This is a genomic window from Croceicoccus marinus, from assembly GCF_001661675.2.
Taxonomy (GTDB): domain Bacteria; phylum Pseudomonadota; class Alphaproteobacteria; order Sphingomonadales; family Sphingomonadaceae; genus Croceicoccus; species Croceicoccus marinus.
The window spans coordinates 2,642,556-2,660,435 of sequence record NZ_CP019602.1 but is presented as its reverse complement, the minus strand read 5'-3'; the positions used below and the strand labels follow the sequence as shown (position 1 = coordinate 2,660,435).

Genomic DNA, 17,880 nt, shown 5'->3' with positions numbered 1-17,880 from the left:
CTGCTCGCATATCGCATGCCGCCGTCCGTTTGGACGGGGCCGCGGGCAATGCGGTGCCGATGATGTGATAGGCGGGTAATGGCCAGTAACGGCAAGCGGCGGTCCCCGGATTCGGGCAGGCGATCGCGCAATTCAGATCGACCGAAGAAGCGCTGGTGGCTGCGCATACTGGTGACGCTGGTCGGCATTGGCGTGCTGGCCGCGATCGGGCTGGTGATGGCGGTGCTGGTCACCATGCGCTCGCTGCCCAGCTATTCCACGCTGAAAGCCAGCGAGCACGGCCAGATGATCGTGGTGCGCGCACGCGACGGGCGCGAGCTGGTGTCGATCGGCCCCAGCTATGGCGAATGGCTGGACGCGCGCGAAATTCCCGAGGTGATGAAGAACGCGATGGTCGCGGTGGAGGATCGCCGCTTCTACGATCACTGGGGCGTCGACCCGATCGGCGTGCTGCGATCGCTGATGGTGCGGGTGGAGCAGGGTTACTGGCGGCAGGGCGGATCGACGATCACCCAGCAGCTGGCGCGCAACATCTTCCTCAACAACAACAAGACCTTCGACCGCAAGGTGCGCGAGGCGATCCTGGCGCTGGCGCTGGAACAGAAATTCTCGAAGGACCAGATCCTCGAGCTCTATCTCAACAAGGTCTATTTCGGCGGCGGCGCCTATGGCGTCGATTCGGCCAGCCGCCTGTTCTTTAGCCATCCCGCGACCGACCTGCGCCCGGCCGAGGCGGCGATCATCGCCGGGCTGGTCAAGGCGCCCTCGCGCTATTCGCCCACCGCCGATGCCAATGCCGCCATCTCGCGCGCGGCCATCGTGCTGCGGCTGATGGAACAGGAAGGCTATATCAGCCCTTCCGAAGCCGCCGCCATCGACGTCAGCACGGTGAAGCTGAAGGAAGAGCACGGCCAGAACTCGGTGCGCTATTTCACCGACTGGGTGCTGCCGCAGCTCGACTTCCTGGTCCCCGACAGTTTCGGGCCGATCGAGGTGTGGACCACGCTGGATGTCGGCATGCAGCGCGCGGCGACCACCGCGATCAAGTCGAACGTCCCCAGCGGGGCGCAGGGCGCGCTGGTCAGCCTGGACCGCGACGGGGCTGTGCTGGCGCTGGTCGGCGGCACCGATTACGTCGAGACCAACTACAACCGCGCCACCCAGGCGCAGCGCCAGCCGGGTTCGGCGTGGAAACTGTTCGTCTATCTTGCCGCGCTGGAAGCCGGCTATACGCCCGATTCGCCCGTGTTCGACCGGCCGATCACCATCGACGGCTGGACCCCGCGCAATTCGGGCGGGACCTATGCGGGCAAGATCGACGTGCGCGCGGCCTTTGCCTATTCCAAGAACACGGTCGCCGCCCAGCTGGGCGAATCGGTCGGCTTCGGTACCGTCGCCAGCATGGCGCGCCGCTTCGGCATCACCAGCCCGATCAGCACCTATCCCTCGATGGTGCTGGGCGCGTCCGAAGTGCGGCTGATCGACCTGACCGGCGCCTTCGCCGCGGTCCAGGCCGAGGGGCGCTCGGTCGAGCCCTATGGCATCACCCGCGTCACCACCGCCGACGGCGAACTGCTGTACGAACGCCAGCGCGGGCGCCAGGACCAGCTGGTCGCGCCCTATGTCGCCGCGCAGATGACCGACCTGCTGCAGACCGCGGTGAACACCGGCACCGGCCGCGCGGCACAGATCGGACGGCCCGCCGCGGGCAAGACCGGCACGACCAGCTCGAACAAGGACGGCTGGTTCATGGGCTTTTCCAGCGGCATCACCACCGGCGTGTGGATGGGCCGCGACGACAATGCCCGCGTCGGCGGGCTGCAGGGCGGCACCGCGCCCGCGCGCGCCTGGGCGGCCTATATGCGGATCGCCACCGACAAGCGCCCGGTCGAGGAATTCAACACCGAACTCACCCTGCCCGAATGGCAATTGGAGCCCGATGACGAGGCCTGGTTCGGCGGCGAGGGCGGCGATTACTACTTCTTCGACGAGGACGGGAATCCGATCGATCCCTACGGCGGCGATTATCGCGCTCCGCCCGACGACGGCATGCGGCCCGGAGACAGGTCGGGCGACAGGGGGAACGGCGAATATGGCTACGGCCCCGACGGCTATCGCGACGATTACTATGACGACGGCTATGGCAGCGCGCCGCCGTCGGAACGCCAGCCCGAACAGCCGCGCGGCATCGACCAGGACTTCCTCGACCGCGCCACGGGGCGAGAGGACAGGCAGCTGCGCCGCGACCCGCCGCCCGGTTCGCGCCAGCAGGTCTTACGCCAGCAGGGCGCGGCCCAGCGGATCGAGCCGACGCGCCAGTCCCAGCCCAAGGTGGTCGAATTCGAACGGATGGAGGACCAGTACCAGCCCTGATCGTTCGCCCGCCTGATCGCGTGTCAGGCCAGCCGAACCAAAGCAAATGGGCCGCCCCCGGCGACGGGAGCGGCCCTTTCGTCTGTCCTGCTGTCCCGGGCGATCAGTCGCGCGAGAGGCGGATCGGCAGATAGATCGCCGGCTGGCCGCGCCGCTGCACGCGCAGCAACACCGCCTCGCGGTCGTCGCGCTCGGCAGCGCGGACTGCGCTTTCCAGCTCGGCGACGCTTGTGACGTCCTGGTAATTGGCCGACAGGATGATGTCGCCGCGGCGAAGGCCCTTCTGCCCCGCGTCGGAGCTTGCGGCGACGGCCGCGATCACCATGCCCTGCGTATCGGAGCCCACGCCCAGCTGGCGGCGGATTTCCGGCGTCAGCGGGATGGCCGACAGGCCCAGCTTCTCGGCGATATATTCCTGCTCGCCCTCGGTGCCGGGATTGCCGAAGCCCTCGTCTTCCTCGTCATCCGGATTGGCGAAGCTGTCGGCCAGCTCTTCCTGGCTGGGGCGCAGGCCGATCGTGGCAGTCAGCGTGCGGCGCTGGCCGTTGCGGATGATCTCGATCGGAACGCGCGTGCCGGGTTCGATATTCGCGACCGTATAGCTCAGCGTCTGGTCGGGCGTGATGTCGCGGCCCGCGACCTTGACCACCACGTCGCCGGGCTGCAGCCCCGCCTGGTCCGCCGCGCCGCCGGGCACGACCGACTGCACGAACTCGCCGCGATTGCGCGGCAGGCCCAGAGAGGAGGCGAGGTCGTCGGTCACCGGGTTGATCTGGATGCCCAGATAGCCGCGCTCGATCGACTGGCCCGCGATCAGCTTCTCGACGATCGGGGCCGCGGTGTCGGCGGGAATGGCAAAGCCGATGCCCACGCTGCCGCCCGTGGGCGAGAAGATGGCATTGTTGATGCCGATCACATTGCCCTGCATGTCGAACATCGGGCCGCCCGAATTGCCGCGGTTGATGGCGGCGTCGGTCTGCAGATAGCGGTCATAGATGCCGCCCGAATTGGTGTTGCGGAACACGGCCGAAATGATGCCGCTGGTCACCGTGCCGCCCAGGCCGAAGGGATTGCCGATGGCGATGATCCAGTCGCCCACGCGCGCGTCGCTGGACGATCCGAACTCGACGAAGGGGAAGTCCCGGTCGCTCTGGATCTTCAACACGGCAAGGTCGGATTCGGGATCCTTGCCGATCAGCTCGGCCTCGTACTCGGTGCCGTCGGGCATGGTGACGGTGATCGATTCCAGCTCGCCGTCGCCCTGAACGGAAATGACGTGGTTGTTCGTCACCACATAGCCGTCGGCGCTGATGATGAAGCCCGAACCCAGCGACTGCGCCTCGCGCGTCTGGTTCTGGCCCTGTCCGCCGAACAGCCCTTCGAAAGGGGTGCCCGCGAACGGATTATTGGCGACCTGCACGCGCTGGCGGGTGGAGATGTTCACCACCGCCGGCTGCAGCTGCGCCGTCAGCTCGGCGAAGCTGGCGGGCGCGCCCGAACGGGGCACCACGCGGTTGATCGACGCATCGTCGTTCTGCGCGACCTGCGCGCCGGCGGGGAAGCCGGTGGCAAAGGAAAGGGCGGCGCCGCCAGCAAGCAGCGCGGCTGTGACCGAATAGGCGTAACGCACGATCGTGGTCCTCTTGGTATCTTGTTTCATGAATTCTTCTGGCGGTTTCAGGTCAATATGGGGCCAATTGCAGGTTTTTCCATCGATCCCCGATTTTCCATCGACCCCGTCCATTCACGCTAAAAGGGCTGAACGCGGATTGAATATCGGCTCGCTGATACGAACTGCGACTATTCGGTACAGTTGCGTGATCAGCGGCGACCTTGGAACTGGCGCAGATATTCATTGTCCGGCGACAGGATGATCGAGCTTTCGCTGCCCCTGCTGCTGTCCGCGAACACTGCGTCATAGCTCTGCATCGCGCGATAGAAGTCGTAGAACTCGGGATCCTGGTTGAACGCCTGCGCATAGGTGGCCGACGCCTCGGCCTGCGCCTCGCCGCGGATGATCTGCGCCTGCTTGGACCCTTGCGCGCGAATCGTGTCCGATTCCTGCTTCCTTGCGGTTTCCATGCGGGTGAAGGCGGTTTCCAGCGGCCTCCCCTCGGGTAGGTCGGCACGCTTGATCCTTACGTCGATCACCTGCGCCCCATATTCGCGCGCCTCGCGGTCAAGACCTTCGCGGATCTCTTCCATTGCCGCGCTGCGGTCGGCGGTCAGCAGCGACTGGAAACTGCGCGTGCCCAGCCGCTGGCGCAGCACCGAGTTCAGGATCGGCTGCAGCGCCTCGGCCACGCGTTCGGTGCTGCCGGCGGTCTCGACCATCAGAACGGGGTCGATGATGCGGAACCGCGCATAGGCATCCACTTCGAGGCGGCGCTGGTCGCGGCTCAGCACTTCCTGGCGCTGCATGTCGACGTCGAGCACCTGCTTCGACACCCACACCACGCGCTCCAGTATGGGGATGCGGAACACGATGCCCGCGCCGGTATTGCCGAAATCGGCATTAGGGCGATAGCGGTTGGCGACGCGGTCGGGCTCACCCGTGCGGACGATCACCGCCTGCATCGTCTCGGGCACCACGATGAAGGAGGACAGCGCGACCACCAGCGCGATGCCCGCGCCGATGATCCACAGCTTCCAGCGTTCCCAGATCCGTTCCATCAGTTGTTCTCCTGCGGGGCGGCCTGCGGGGCGGGGCTGGTGCTCCGCCGGGTCTCGGGCAGGGGAAGATAGGGCACCACGCCATCGGTCTCGACGACGGTGCTGTCGGTCTCGCGCAACACGCGCTCCATGGTTTCGTAATACAGGCGGCGGCGCGTCACTTCGGGGGCCAGGCGGTACTGCTGGTACACCTCGTCGAACTCCTGCGCCTCACCCTCGGCGCGGGCGGTGACCTGTTCGGCCCATGCACGCGCACGGTTGATGTCGGACTGCGCGTCCTGCTGGGCGGCCAGAACCTCGCGGAATGCGTCGATCACCTGTCCGGGCGGGTCGGCCTTCTTGATCTCGACGCCCTGGATGGTGACGCCCGCGCGATAGGCATCGAGCAGCGCCTGCATGTTCGCCGCCACGCTGCGCTCGATCTCGGCGCGGCCCGAACCGGACAGCGCCTCGTCCAGCGTCACTTCGGCGACGGCGGCACGCATCGCGGCCTCGGCCACTTCCTTCACCGTCTCGTCCGGCTCGGCCAGCTGGAAGGTATAGAGCTTGAGGTCCTTGATGTTCCAGCGGATCAGATACGACAGGTCGACCAGGTTCTGGTCGCCGGTCAGCATCAGCTTCTCGCCCTCGCCCTCGGGGATCGTGTCGCGGCGGATCGATGTGACGTCCTCGACCTCGACCTGCTGGATCGGCCAGGGCATGGTGAAGGACACGCCGGGGCGCAGCGTGCGTTCGTACTTGCCGAAAGTGGTGACGATGCCCTGTTCCTTGGGGCCGATCATGTGGAAGCTGGTCAGCAGGATCCAGAACGCGATCACCGCGACGATGACCAGCGGCACCCAGCTCTTCCCGCCGGGGGCCTGCGGCATGCGCGGGAAACTGCCGCCGCCGCCGCCGCTTGGCCCGCCGCCGGGACCGCGTCCGCCGCGGCGGCCGAACAGATCCTCGATATTCGCGGCGCGGCGCGGGCCGCCGGTGGAACCGGCGCCGCCATCGGGCAGCCAGGGGTTCTTGGGTTTCGACCGGGGCGGCCTGTCCTCTCCGGCCGGAGCCGGAGAATCGCCATCGGGCGCGGCTTCGCCCGACACCTCGTCATCCCGTCCGCTGCCGGACGAGCCCCAAGGGTTGCGGCCGACCATTCCCAGTATTGCGTCCTTCACGGACCCGCCCATCGTGTTCATGCATCTCCTTATAGGTATGCGGGCCGATAAAAACAGGGGCATGGATCAAAAACCGCCGCCCCGGTGCCGCCCCCCCCCCCACAGTGCTCCCACAGTGCCCCCACGGTGCCCCTGCGGCGAACGCGATGGTCGAAATCGATTTTGCGGCATTGGATTTTGCGCATCAAGCTGCCAGTGCATGCGCCATGGCCGACCACTCTCAGAATACAGAATCCGCGATCCGATCCCGCCTTGCACCCGTCACCGGGGACCGGCTGGCCGGCGTACGCGTCGGCGCGACCGGCGCGGTGACGCTGGTGCTGGAAACGGGCGGGATGGACGCCCCCGCGCGCGGGGCGCTGGAACGCGATGTGCGCGCGGCGCTGGCGGACATGGACCCCGGCCTCGACTTGGGCGAGATTCGCGTGGCCCACATGGCGGAGCGCAGCGGTGACGCGCCCGCGCCAAAGGGCCCGCGGCTGATCGCGGTCGGATCGGGCAAGGGCGGCGTGGGCAAATCGACGCTGTCGGCCAATCTGGCGGTCGCGCTGGCACGCAAGGGCCGCAGGGTCGGGCTGGTCGATGCCGACATCTACGGTCCCTCGCAGCCGCGCCTGCTCGCGGCCGAGGGTATGAAGCCCAAGGCGCGCGAGAAACAGCTGATCCCCGTGGATACCGCGTTCGGCGTGTCGATGCTGTCGATGGGCCAGCTGGTCGAGCCGGGCAAGGCGATCGCGTGGCGCGGCCCGATGGCGGCAGGCGCGCTGACGCAATTGATGGAGGCCGACTGGGGCGACATCGACGATCTGGTGATCGACCTGCCGCCCGGCACCGGCGACGTGCAGCTGACCATGATCCAGAAATTCAAGCCCGCGGGCGCGGTGATCGTCTCCACCCCGCAGGACCTTGCGCTGATCGACGCGACCCGCGCCATCGCCTTTTTCGAAAAGGCCGACGTGCCCGTGCTGGGCGTGGTCGAGAACATGGCTGGCTATGTCTGCCCCCACTGCGGCGAGGCGAGCGATCCGTTCGGCACCGGCGGCGCGGAGGCGGAGGCGAAGCGTCTGGGCTATCCGTTCCTGGGTCGCATCCCGCTGGCCATCGACATCCGCACCGCCAGCGACGCGGGCCGCCCGCCCGCCGCGGGCGAGGGGGCGATCGCCGATTCCTTCGCCGGGCTGGCGGACCGGCTGCTAGAGGGCGTGCGATGACGCCCCCGCCGCCCGAGCCGGATTCGGCCGACAAGCGCAAGCCGCGCGATCGCGCGGGTCCGCATGTCACGCGCCGCAACCTAATGATCGCGGGCGCGGCGGGCGGCGGGATCATCGCGATCTGGGCGCTGATGCCGCGCGACTATCCCGTCCCGCTCTCGGCCGGAGAGGCGGAACATGCGTTCAACGCCTGGATCAAGGTCGGACGCGACGGTGTGGTGACGGTCGCCGTGCCCGAGCTTGAGATGGGGCAGGGATCGACCACATTGTTTCCCCGCATCGCGGCGCAGGAACTGGGCGCGGACTGGCGCCAGGTCGCGGTAGAGCCCGCCGCGATCAGCGCCGCCTATGCCGATCCGGTGCTGGCGGCGCGCTGGTCGGGGCTCTGGTCGGCAAGCTGGCTGGGGTCGGCGAACCGGCTGGGACTGGCCGACGACCCGGACGACTATCTGGTCGAGCGGCATGCCGAGACCGAGCGCCTGATGGCCACCGCCGAAGGCACCGGCATCGCGGCCTATGAAATGAAACTGCGCGAGGCTGCCGCCGCGGTCCGCACCGTCCTCGCCATGGCGGCCGCCGAACGCTGGGACGTGAATTTCGAGGAATGCACCGCCGAGGCGGGCTTCATCACCCATCAGGACAAGAGCCTGCGCTTCGGCGAGCTGGTCGACGAAGCCGCCCGGCTGACGCCCCCCGATCCCGTCCCGCTGCGTCCCGATCCCGCCAGCGCGACCATGCCCGAACTGACCGGCAATGCCGCGCTGGGAGAGGCGGGCTATTTCGTCAGGCTCGACGCGCCGTCCAAGGTCGACGGCAGCTATCCCTTTGCCGCCGACATCCGCATCCCCGACCTGGTCTATGCCGCCACCGCGCATGGTCCGCTGGCTGATAGCGAGCTGGACAGCTTCGACGCCGATGCCAACGACGGCGCCGCGCGCCGCGTGATCGGCTATCTGGGCCGGGTCGAGGGGCCGGGCTGGCTGGCCTGCGTCGCGACCAGCCAGTGGGCGGCGGAAAAGGCGCTTGGGCTGATGAAACCGCGCTTTCGCCCGGGCCGCGCTTTGCCCGACGATGCAAGGATCCAGAGCGCGCTGGACCAGGCGATGGCCGAAGGCGCGCCCGAGGTGATCCACCAACGGGCCGACCCGCTGCCCGCGCTGCAGGGCATGGGCGTGACCGAGGCGTCCTACAGCTTTGCCCCGCAGATCCACGGCACGATCGAGACGGCCAGCGCCACCGCGCGCATCATGGACGGACGCCTGTCGCTGTGGATGGCGACGCAGGCGCCCGGCGCCGCCCGCCGCGCCGCTGCCGAGGCGCTGGGCATTCCCGAAAGCGACGTCGTGGTGCTGCCCGTGGGCGCGGGCGGCAGCTTCGATGCGCGGCTGGAAGTCGCCATCGCGCGCGAGGTCGCCGCCATCGCCTTTGCCATCGGCCGCCCGGTGCAATTGACCTATTCGCGCTGGCAGGAACATCTGCGCGCCCTGCCGCTGCCGCCCGCGCGCATCGACTGCCGCGCGCTGGTCGGGCAGCGGGGCACGATCCGCGCCTGGCACAGCCGCATCGCCCGGCCCGCCGCCGCGCGCCAGATGCACGCCCGCCTGGACGAGGGGCTGCGCCCCGAAGCGGCGATGGAGGCGGCATCGGGGCTGGTCGATCCGCCCGCGCTGATGGGCCATGCGCCGCCCTATGCGATACCCGAACTGCTGGTCGATTGCGTGCCCGCCGATATCGGCGTGCCGGTCGGACGCCTGCGCGGCAATGGCGAGATCCATCCCTGCTTCGCCGCCGAATGCTTCGTGGACGAGGTTGCCCGCGCCAATGGCGAGGAGCCTCTGTCGTTTCGCGTCGCCATGCTGGGCGATAATCCGCGCCTGTTCGCCTGTTTGCAGGGGGCGGCGCAGATCGCGGGCTGGGACGGCGGCAGCGACGGCAGCAGCCAGGGGCTGGCCTGCTGGCAGATGGCCGATCCCGCCGGGCGGCCCGAGGGCGGCGGCTATATCGCGGTGATCGCCAATGCGCGGCTGGGATCGAGCGAGGCGGGGGGCGGGGTCGAGGTGTCCAGCCTGTCGGCCCATGTCGATATCGGGCGCATCATCGACTATGACCTTGCGCTGCAGCAGATCGAGGGCGGGCTGCTTTATGGCATGGCGCTGGCGCTGGGCATGGCGGTCGGCTTCGACGGCGGCCTGGTGCGCGAACGCACGCTGGGCGCGCTGAACCTGCCGCAGCTGTCCCGCATGCCCGAAATCAGCGTGGCCTTTGCCGACAGTCTCGCGCCGCCGTTCGATCCGGGCGAGATCGGCGTGGTCGCCGCGCCGCCAGCCATCGCCAACGCATTGCGCGCCGCGACCGGCAGCCGTTACCGCACGATGCCGATCCGCGTCAGCGCTTCGCAACTGGCCCCGGCGAACCCGCCGCAGCAGGCCGATGCCGCCGCCGACGCGGCCCTCGAACCCGCGGCAGAGGATGCCGCACCCGATTCCGCCGCGCCCGCCTATGACGAGCCGGTCGAACTGCCCGACGGGAGCATGGCACGATGAGCGATACCGAGACGACCCATCAGGCCGCGACGCCGCAAGCTGTCATGCCGCGCCCCGCCGACCACCCGACCGCGCCGACGGGCCGCGTCGCGGTGCTGCTGGTGAACCTGGGCACGCCCGACGCGGCGGAGAAAGGCGCGGTGAAGCGCTACCTCGCCGAATTCCTGTCCGACCGCCGCGTGGTCGAGATACCGCCGATCGCCTGGCAGCCTATCCTGCGCGGCATCATCCTGAATACACGGCCGAAGAAATCCGCCCACGCCTATAGCCAGGTCTGGACCGAGGACGGCTCCCCGCTCGCCGCGATCACCCGCCGCCAGGCGGAGGCGCTGCAGGCGCGGCTGGGGGATCGGGTCAAGGTCGACTGGGCGATGCGCTATGGCAGACCCGCGATCGCCGACAAGGTGCAGGCGCTGAAGGACGCGGGCTTCGATCGCATATTGTTCGCGCCGCTCTATCCGCAATATTCGGGCGCGACCACCGCGACGGCGGTCGACTCGCTGGGCGCGGCGCTGGGCAGGATGCGCTGGCAGCCTGCGATCCGCACCCTGCCGCCCTATCACGACGACCCGGCCTATATCGCCGCGCTGCAGGCCGATATCGCGCGGCAGATCGCGGCGCTGGCGTGGGAGCCCGAGGTCCTGCTGCTGTCGTTCCACGGCATGCCCGAACGCACGCTGCATCTGGGCGATCCCTATCACTGCCATTGCCGCAAGACCGCGCGCCTGCTGGCGGGCGCGATGGCGCAGACCCATCCGGACCTGCGCATCGACGTCACCTTCCAGTCTCGCTTTGGCCGCGCCAAATGGCTGGAACCCGCCACCGATGTCGTGCTTCAGGCCGAGGGCAAGGCGGGCACGAAACGGCTGGTCGTCGCCGCGCCGGGCTTTTCCGCCGATTGCCTCGAAACGCTGGAGGAGCTGGCGATGCAGGGCCGCGACCAGTTCACCGGAGCGGGGGGAGAGCAATTCGCCGCGCTCGCCTGCCTGAACGACGGGGCGCCCGGCATGGACATGCTGGAATCGCTGGTCGTCCGCGAACTGGGCGGCTGGGTCTAGGCGGTCGCGCTTCGCCTTGCGTCAGACGTCTTGCGGCACCGGGCGCAGGAACGGCAGGACATGCGCGCAATAATCCGCCTTGCCGATCTCCACACCGCGGTGGCGCAGGATCGCATAGGCGGTCATCACGTGGAAATAGAACTGCGGGATCGCCCAGTCGCGCGCATATTGCTGCGCGGTCAGGTCCAGCACCATGCCATTGGGCAATTCGTGGACGATGGCGCTGTCCGGATCGGCATCCAGCGCGCCTGCATCCAGCGCCTCGACCTCGGCGATGGCGGCGGCGATCACGGCTTGCGCTTCGGCGATGGAACCGGGCCGCTCGCCCGCGTCGCGCCCCTGCTGCACCAGCTCGCCGATGCGGCCCGGAAATGGCATCCCCTGCAGCCGGTGCACCGCTTCCAGCGCCTGCACGCAGGCAAAGCGCAGCTGGGTCGCCAGCGGATACATGTCGTCCGCCAGCCGCGCCGACAGCAGCGCCTCGGCCTCGTCGCCGGGCATCTGCGCCTTCGCCTTGTCGAGCCACGCCGACAGATTTGTCAGCATCGGCACATAGGTCGGGACGAGGAGATTGGTGAAGGACATCGTGGCTCCGCAGCGAAGCGGCAGGATCGCCGCTATTCCTCCAGCTCGATATCCCAGTACAGCCAGTCGCGCCACGTCTCGTGCAGATAGTTGGGCGGAAAGCCGCGCCCCTTTTCCTGCAGCTGCCAGCTGGTCGGGCGGATCGGGTCGACATGCAGATGCATATGCGCCTGCTTCGGCGTGCGCCCACCCTTCTTCATGTTGCACGGCGCGCAGGCGGTAACGATGTTTTCCCAGCTGGTGCGCCCGCCCAGCCGCCGGGGGACCACGTGGTCGAAGGTCAGCTGCCGGGGGCTGCCGCAATACTGGCAGCAGAATCGGTCGCGCAGGAACAGGTTGAAGCGGGTGAAGGCCGGGAACTGCGAGGGCTTCACGAATTCGCGGAGCGCGATCACGCTGGGGATCTTCATGTCGAGCGAGGGGGAATGCACTTCCCGGTCATAGCTGGCGACGATCGCCACCCGGTCGAGGAACACCGCCTTGATCGCGGTCTGCCATGGCCACAGGCTTAAAGGATAATAGGAAAGCGGCGTGTAATCGGCGTTGAGGACAAGGGCAGGGCAGCTCGCAAGCTTGCGGACGGGATCGTCGTCTGCACTTGCGAGCCTGGCCTTCTGTTCGATCAACTCAGCCCGAAACATATCCTTCGCCGCGCCTCCATCTGAGCGAAGGGCCTTTGGACGGCCCTTCCACGGTGCGCCGCGGCGGTATGGGGCCGGACGGCCGCCCAAAATACCCCAATGCCGACAGCGCCGGTAGGGGGCGCTGACTGGCAGGATTGGATGACCGCATGATGACGCATGATAGTGCAATTGCTGCCCTGACGCGCCGCGCGGGTCAAGATGGCGCAAGGAACGGTTTCCACAGTCCGTGCACGGGTCATCCCCCGCCTATCCGCAATTTGCCCACCCGATGTCCGCAGGCTTGTGCACAGGCGGCGCGCGCGGCACAGACGGGCGCGATGATCGTCACCCGCTTCGCCCCCAGCCCGAACGGCCCGCTGCACCTGGGCCATGCCTATGCGGCGATCGCGGCGCATGACCGGGCGCGGGCGGGCGCCCGGACGGGTGATGACAGCGGCCGCTTCCTCGTCAGGATCGAGGATATCGACGGTGCGCGCAGCCGCGGCGAATTCGCGGATGCCGCGCTGGAAGACCTGCGCTGGCTCGGCCTGGACTGGGACGAAGAGGCGATCCGCCAGTCTTCCCGCATCGCGGGCCATGCCGCCGCGCTCGACCGGTTGAAGCGCGATGGCCTTGTCTATCCCTGCCGCTGCACCCGCGCCGAAATCGCCGCCGCCGCGACCGCGACGGGACCGGACGGGCCGATCTATCCCGGCACCTGCCGCGGGCGGCATGCCGCCGGCGACGGCCCGGTTGCATGGCGGCTCGACATGGCGGAAGCCACCCGCCGCACCGGGCCCCTGGCATGGCAGGACGAGATCGCGGGCACCGTGCGCGCCACGCCCGAAATCTTCGGCGACGTGATACTGGGCCGCAAGGACGCGCCGGGTAGCTATCATCTGGCGGTGACGCTGGACGATGCGGCGGACGGGATCACGGTGGTGACGCGGGGCATGGACCTGTTCGCCTCCACCCATGTCCACCGCTTGCTGCAGGCGCTGCTCGGCCTGCCCGTGCCGGTGTGGCACCACCACGCGCTGCTGCTCGATGCGGACGGGCAGAAGCTTGCCAAGCGGCGCGGATCGCCGTCGCTGGCGCAGCGCCGGCTGGCGGGCGAGGACGGGCGCGCACTGGCGGACCGGCTGCGCGCGGGCGTGCTGCCCGGCGAGCTGACATTGGGGACGAGCTGACCTTGGTCGCGACCTGACCTTAGGGGCAGGAGCGTGGGGGGCTGGCGTTTCGCCTCCGCGATCACTATCTCACGGCCATGAATACATTCCTTGCCATTGTCATCGCCATCCTGGCCGTCATGGTCGTCGTCTCGCTGGTGAAAGGGATCATCGCATTCCTGCAAACGACCCGGCTCGACCTCGAAGGCGGGGAAGAGCGGGTGAAAATGATGCAGGAACGCCAGAACAAGGCGATGTTCGCGCGCATCAAGTACCAGGCCGCGGCGATCGCAGTGGTCGCGCTGCTGCTGCTGATCGCGCGCTAGGCGGCGCGCATCCCGCATGGTCCGGCTGAACAAGATCTACACGCGCACGGGCGACGACGGCACCACCGGCCTCGTCGACGGATCGCGCCTGCCCAAGCATCACGCCCGCATGGAAGCCATCGGCGCCATCGACGAGGCGAATAGCGCCATCGGCCTCGCCGCTGCCGCGCTATCCGGCGACCGCATGGCCGAGGTGCTGCACCGCGTGCAGAACGATCTGTTCGACCTTGGTGCCGATCTAGCGACACCGCTGGCGGATGGCGAGGATTTCGCCCCGTCGGAAATGGTGCTGCGCATGGTCGGATCGCAGACCGCATGGCTGGAAAGCGCCATCGACGATGCGACGGCGAAGCTCGAACCGCTGACCAGCTTCATCCTCCCCGGCGGCAGCGAAGCCGCCGCGCGCCTGCATGTCGCCCGCGCCAGCGCGCGCCGCGCCGAACGCAGCGTCGTCGCCATGGCGGGCCAGGTTCCGGTCAATCCCGCCGCCAGCGCCTATATCAACCGGCTGTCCGACCTGCTGTTCGTGCTGGCCCGGCTTGCGAACGATGGAGGGCGCGCCGACGTGCTGTGGGTGCCCGCGGCAAATCGCTGAATCCGGAACAAGCGCCCCCCGCCAGCCGTTCTGTCTGCAAAACCCCGATAACGCAGACAGGACACATATCATGGCCGATCCCCGCAACGACCTTCCGCCCGAAACGGTAAACGACGAACAGGTCGACAAGGACGAACAGGCGCAGACCGTCGCGGACCAGGCGCGCGGACGCAGCCCGTCCAGCTTTGGCCTGGATGAGGATAGCGAAAAGGCCATCGGCTCGATCACCAGCAATGGCGAGGGCGAGGAAGATTTGGTCGACCACATGAAGCAGATGGACCGCGGCGGCATCGACATGTCGGCCTATCGCGGCGAGCCGAACATGGACGACAACGAGCAGAAATACGGCAAGCGCAACATCATGAAGGACGAGCCGGGCAACTCCGACAGCTGATCGCCAACCATCAAGCGTCAGCCGCTTCCGCTGCTTCCTGACGAAGCTGGGTCCAGCAGGAACCAGATCGCCAGGATCAGCGTGAGCGCCCCGGCGCAGACCGACCATGCGATATAGCGCAGGTGCGGTGCGTCGGGGCGGTCGACGGCATGGCCGCTCATCCGGCCCAGCGCCTTGCGCGCACGGTGCTGCGCCACCACCGCGAGTGCCGCGGCCAGCGCGATGAAGATGGTGGCGATGGCGCGCGCGACCCACCATGGCTCGACTGCATCGAACAATGCGTTGAAGCCCAGCCCGATGCCGATCGCCCCGAAAGAGGTGCGCATCCAACCCGCGAATGTCCGTTCGACCGCCATGACGGTGCGGTCCTCGGCCATGTTGGTGCGGTCGTGGGCGAGGTCGTCGCTATTCTCGTCCTTCTCGTCCGCGTTATATGGATCGTCCTCGGCCATACAGGTTTAACCGCCGCGCAAGCGATGCGGTTCCAGAGGCGGCGGTTCGGAAAAGATCAGTCCCCGGCTTCGGCCTTCAGCCGATACAGCATGTCCAGCGCCTCGCGCGGGGACAGCGCATCGACATCCAGATCGCGCAGCGCCTCGCGCAGCGTATCGCATTGCTCCTCGGCCGTCACGGCCGCCGCCGCGAACAAGGGCAGCTCGCCCAGCCCCGCCGCCAGCCCGCCGGTTTCGGCGCGGCCCTTCTCCAGCTTTTGCAGCACCGCCTTGGCCCGCGCGATCACCGGCGCGGGCAGACCCGCCAGCCGCGCCACCGACAGGCCGTACGACCGGTCCGCGGGCCCCTCGGCCAGCTCGTGCAGCAGGACGAGGTCGCCCTTCCACTCGCGCGCCCGCACGTGGTGCAGCGACAACGCCTCGCAGCTTTCGGCCAGGCGCGACAGCTCGTGGTAATGCGTCGCGAACAGGCAGCGCGACTTCAGCGTCGTATGCACGCTTTCCGCCACCGCCCATGCCAGCGCCAGCCCGTCATAGGTGCTGGTCCCGCGCCCGACCTCGTCGAGAATGACGAAGCTGCGATCCGTGGCCTGCGACAGGATCGCGGCAGTCTCCACCATCTCGACCATGAAGGTAGACCGCCCGCGCGCGAGATTGTCCGACGCGCCGACGCGGCTGAACAGCCGGTCGACCAGCCCGATCCGTGCCGCCTCCGCCGGAACGAAACCGCCCGCCTGTGCCATCAGCACGATCAGCGCGTTCTGCCGCAGGAATGTCGACTTGCCGCCCATGTTCGGCCCGCCAATCAGCCACAGCCGCGAATTTTCGGAAAGCGCGCAGTCATTGGCGACGAAACGCTCGCCCGCGCGAGCCAGCGCGTCCTCCACCACCGGATGGCGGCCCGCCCGGATGTCCAGCGTCTGGCTGTCCTCCACCTCGGGCATGACCCAGCCGGCACCCTCTCCGGCACGTTCGGCCCAGCTGGCGCAAACGTCGATACGGGCCAGGGCCTGCGCGGTGGCGGCAATCGCCTCGCGCGCGTCGGTCGCCGTTTTCACCAGCTCCTCGAAATGCGCCTCCTCGGCCACCAAAGCGCGTCCGCCCGCCTCGGCGATGCGGCTCGCTTCCTCGTGCAGCGCCAGCGCGTTGAAACGCACCGCGTCCTTCATCGTCTGGCGGTGGGTGAACCCGCTGTCCGCCGCCATCAGCGCATCGGCATGGCGGGCAGGCACCTCGATGAAATAGCCCAGCACGCCATTATGCTTGATCTTCAGCGTCGCGATGCCCGTCTGCTCGCGATATTTCGCCTCCAGCGCCGCGATGGCGCGCCGCCCGTTCTTCGCAATGTCACGCAGCTCATCCAGCCCGTCGTCATAGCCCGCCGCGATGAACCCGCCCTGCGCCCGCTCGGTCGGCGGCGTCTCGACCAGCGCGCGGCTGAACAGTTCGATCAGCGCGCCGTGCCCCTGCAGGCGCGGCACCAGCGCCTGGACCAGAGGCGGCATCTCGCCCCGACGCGCCAGCCGGTCCTGCAGGGCGAGCGCCACGTTAAGCCCGTCGCGCAGCTGCCCCAGATCGCGCGGAGAGCCGCGCCCCGCCACGATCCGCCCCAGCGCGCGCCCGATATCGGGCAGCGCACGCAGTTCATCGCGCACCGCCTCGCGCAGCAGCGGATCGCCATGCAGCCAGCCCACGGCGGCCAGCCGCGCGCGGATCGCCTCGACATCGCATAAAGGCGCCGACAGATCGTCGGCCAGCAGCCGCGCCCCCGCGCCGGTCAGGCAGCGGTCGAGGCAGTCGATCAGGCTGCCCTTGCGCGTGCCGCTGGCGGACACCAGGATCTCCAGCGAACCCCGCGTCGCCTCGTCCATCGCCAGATGCCCGTCCGCCGACCGCGCACGCGGCGGCAGCAGCAGCGGCAATGTCCCGCGCCCGACATGACCCAGATAGGCGATCAGGCCCCCCGCAGCCGCCAGCGCGGCGCGGTCGAACGCGCCGAACCCGTCCAGCGTGGCGACCCCGTGCAATTCCTTCAGCCGCGCCTCGCCCTTGTCGCTGGCGAATTCACGGTTAGGGCGCAGGATCGCCCCCTCACCAGCAAAGACACCCAGCAGCGGCTCCGCATCCTCCGGCGCGACGATCTCCGCGGCCCCGATCCGCGCCAATGCCGCGCCCAAAGCCTCGGGCGCCATGCTTTCCAGCGCCATCTCGCCGGTCGAGATGTCGACCGCCGCCAGCCCGACCCGCCCGCGCACCGGCGCGATCGCCGCCAGCACATTGGCGCGCCGCGCTTCCAGCAGATTGTCCTCGGTCAGCGTGCCCGCGGTCACGAAGCGCACGATGTCGCGCGCCACCAGCGCCTTCGACGCCCGCCCCTCGGCGCGGGCGCGCTCCTTGGCCTCGGCAGGCGTCTCGGTCTGCTCGGCAATCGCGACGCGAAGCCCTGCACGGATCAGGCGGGCGAGATAGCTTTCCGCCGAATGCACCGGCACGCCGCACATCGGGATCGGCGCCCCGTCATGTTCCCCGCGCGACGTCAGCGCGATGTCCAGCACCTGCGCGGCCCGTTTCGCATCCTCGAAGAACAGTTCGAAGAAGTCGCCCATGCGATAGAACAGCAGGCATTCGCCCGCCTTCTCCTTCAGCGCCAGATATTGCGCCATCATCGGGGTGACCGTTCCGCCTGCCATGGGCGAGAGCGTTAGCGACGCAGCCTCG

Annotated in this window: 15 protein-coding genes; 8 read left to right on the top strand and 7 right to left on the bottom strand. The window is 68.6% G+C overall.

The window, feature by feature from the left end; genetic code table 11:
• Positions 1 to 78: 78 nt before the first annotated feature.
• Entirely contained in the window at positions 79 to 2,373 is a 2,295-nt protein-coding gene (locus A9D14_RS12595) for a transglycosylase domain-containing protein (protein WP_066847003.1), read from the top strand.
• A gap of 103 nt (positions 2,374 to 2,476) precedes the next feature.
• Here A9D14_RS12595 and A9D14_RS12590 read toward each other — a convergent pair whose 3' ends face one another.
• From A9D14_RS12590 to hflK, 3 genes are all read right to left on the bottom strand, one after another.
• Positions 2,477 to 4,033, bottom strand: a complete 1,557-nt coding sequence (locus A9D14_RS12590; RefSeq protein ID WP_083988067.1) for a Do family serine endopeptidase — start codon at positions 4,031 to 4,033, stop codon at positions 2,477 to 2,479.
• A 161-nt stretch (positions 4,034 to 4,194) separates the two neighbouring features.
• Positions 4,195 to 5,046: a protease modulator HflC gene (gene hflC / locus A9D14_RS12585; protein ID WP_066847002.1), complete on the bottom strand. Its 852-nt coding sequence runs from the start codon at positions 5,044 to 5,046 to the stop codon at positions 4,195 to 4,197.
• The gene (hflK, locus tag A9D14_RS12580) at positions 5,046 to 6,227 is read right to left on the bottom strand and encodes a protease modulator HflK (protein WP_332459769.1); all 1,182 of its coding nucleotides are present in this window, start codon (positions 6,225 to 6,227) and stop codon (positions 5,046 to 5,048) included. The genes hflC and hflK overlap by 1 nt, the downstream gene beginning before the upstream one ends.
• Positions 6,228 to 6,640: 413 nt before the next feature.
• On the opposite strand from hflK, the gene A9D14_RS12575 reads away from it, so the two are divergent.
• Genes A9D14_RS12575 through hemH form a run of 3 tightly spaced genes read left to right on the top strand, consistent with a single transcriptional unit; the run spans position 6,641 to position 11,018 of the window.
• The gene (locus A9D14_RS12575; protein ID WP_232468940.1) at positions 6,641 to 7,417 is read left to right on the top strand and encodes an Mrp/NBP35 family ATP-binding protein; all 777 of its coding nucleotides are present in this window, start codon (positions 6,641 to 6,643) and stop codon (positions 7,415 to 7,417) included.
• On the top strand, positions 7,414 to 9,960 hold the full coding sequence (locus tag A9D14_RS12570; RefSeq protein WP_066847001.1) for a molybdopterin cofactor-binding domain-containing protein: 2,547 nt from the start codon (positions 7,414 to 7,416) through the stop codon (positions 9,958 to 9,960). Before A9D14_RS12575 ends, A9D14_RS12570 begins: the two co-directional genes overlap by 4 nt.
• The gene (gene hemH, locus A9D14_RS12565) at positions 9,957 to 11,018 is read left to right on the top strand and encodes a ferrochelatase (RefSeq protein ID WP_066847000.1); all 1,062 of its coding nucleotides are present in this window, start codon (positions 9,957 to 9,959) and stop codon (positions 11,016 to 11,018) included. The genes A9D14_RS12570 and hemH overlap by 4 nt, the downstream gene beginning before the upstream one ends.
• A gap of 21 nt (positions 11,019 to 11,039) precedes the next feature.
• On the opposite strand, the gene A9D14_RS12560 is transcribed toward hemH, so the two are convergent.
• Positions 11,040 to 11,603, bottom strand: a complete 564-nt coding sequence (locus tag A9D14_RS12560) for a DUF1993 domain-containing protein (protein WP_066846998.1) — start codon at positions 11,601 to 11,603, stop codon at positions 11,040 to 11,042.
• Positions 11,604 to 11,635: 32 nt separating this feature from the next.
• A complete protein-coding gene (locus A9D14_RS12555; protein WP_066846997.1) occupies positions 11,636 to 12,244 on the bottom strand; it encodes an HNH endonuclease in 609 nt (202 codons plus the stop codon).
• Positions 12,245 to 12,564: 320 nt separating this feature from the next.
• Here A9D14_RS12555 and gluQRS point away from each other — a divergent pair, with 320 nt between their 5' ends.
• The 4 genes from gluQRS to A9D14_RS12535 all read left to right on the top strand — a co-directional run bounded on the left by gluQRS (position 12,565) and on the right by A9D14_RS12535 (position 14,710).
• The gene (gene gluQRS, locus A9D14_RS12550; protein ID WP_066846996.1) at positions 12,565 to 13,416 is read left to right on the top strand and encodes a tRNA glutamyl-Q(34) synthetase GluQRS; all 852 of its coding nucleotides are present in this window, start codon (positions 12,565 to 12,567) and stop codon (positions 13,414 to 13,416) included.
• A 77-nt stretch (positions 13,417 to 13,493) separates the two neighbouring features.
• Complete coding sequence (locus A9D14_RS12545; RefSeq protein WP_066846994.1) at positions 13,494 to 13,721, top strand: hypothetical protein; 228 nt, start codon at positions 13,494 to 13,496, stop codon at positions 13,719 to 13,721.
• Positions 13,722 to 13,737: 16 nt separating this feature from the next.
• The gene (locus tag A9D14_RS12540) at positions 13,738 to 14,316 is read left to right on the top strand and encodes a cob(I)yrinic acid a,c-diamide adenosyltransferase (RefSeq protein WP_066846991.1); all 579 of its coding nucleotides are present in this window, start codon (positions 13,738 to 13,740) and stop codon (positions 14,314 to 14,316) included.
• Positions 14,317 to 14,386: 70 nt separating this feature from the next.
• On the top strand, positions 14,387 to 14,710 hold the full coding sequence (locus A9D14_RS12535) for a hypothetical protein (RefSeq protein WP_066846989.1): 324 nt from the start codon (positions 14,387 to 14,389) through the stop codon (positions 14,708 to 14,710).
• 17 nt (positions 14,711 to 14,727) lie between these two features.
• Here the strand turns inward: A9D14_RS12535 and A9D14_RS12530 are convergent, their stop codons facing one another.
• Together A9D14_RS12530 and mutS are read right to left on the bottom strand one after the other, a co-directional pair.
• The gene (locus A9D14_RS12530) at positions 14,728 to 15,162 is read right to left on the bottom strand and encodes a YidH family protein (protein ID WP_066846987.1); all 435 of its coding nucleotides are present in this window, start codon (positions 15,160 to 15,162) and stop codon (positions 14,728 to 14,730) included.
• Positions 15,163 to 15,218: 56 nt separating this feature from the next.
• Positions 15,219 to 17,852, bottom strand: coding sequence for a DNA mismatch repair protein MutS (mutS, locus tag A9D14_RS12525; protein WP_232468573.1), 2,634 nt, complete (start codon positions 17,850 to 17,852; stop codon positions 15,219 to 15,221).
• Positions 17,853 to 17,880 lie beyond the last annotated feature (28 nt).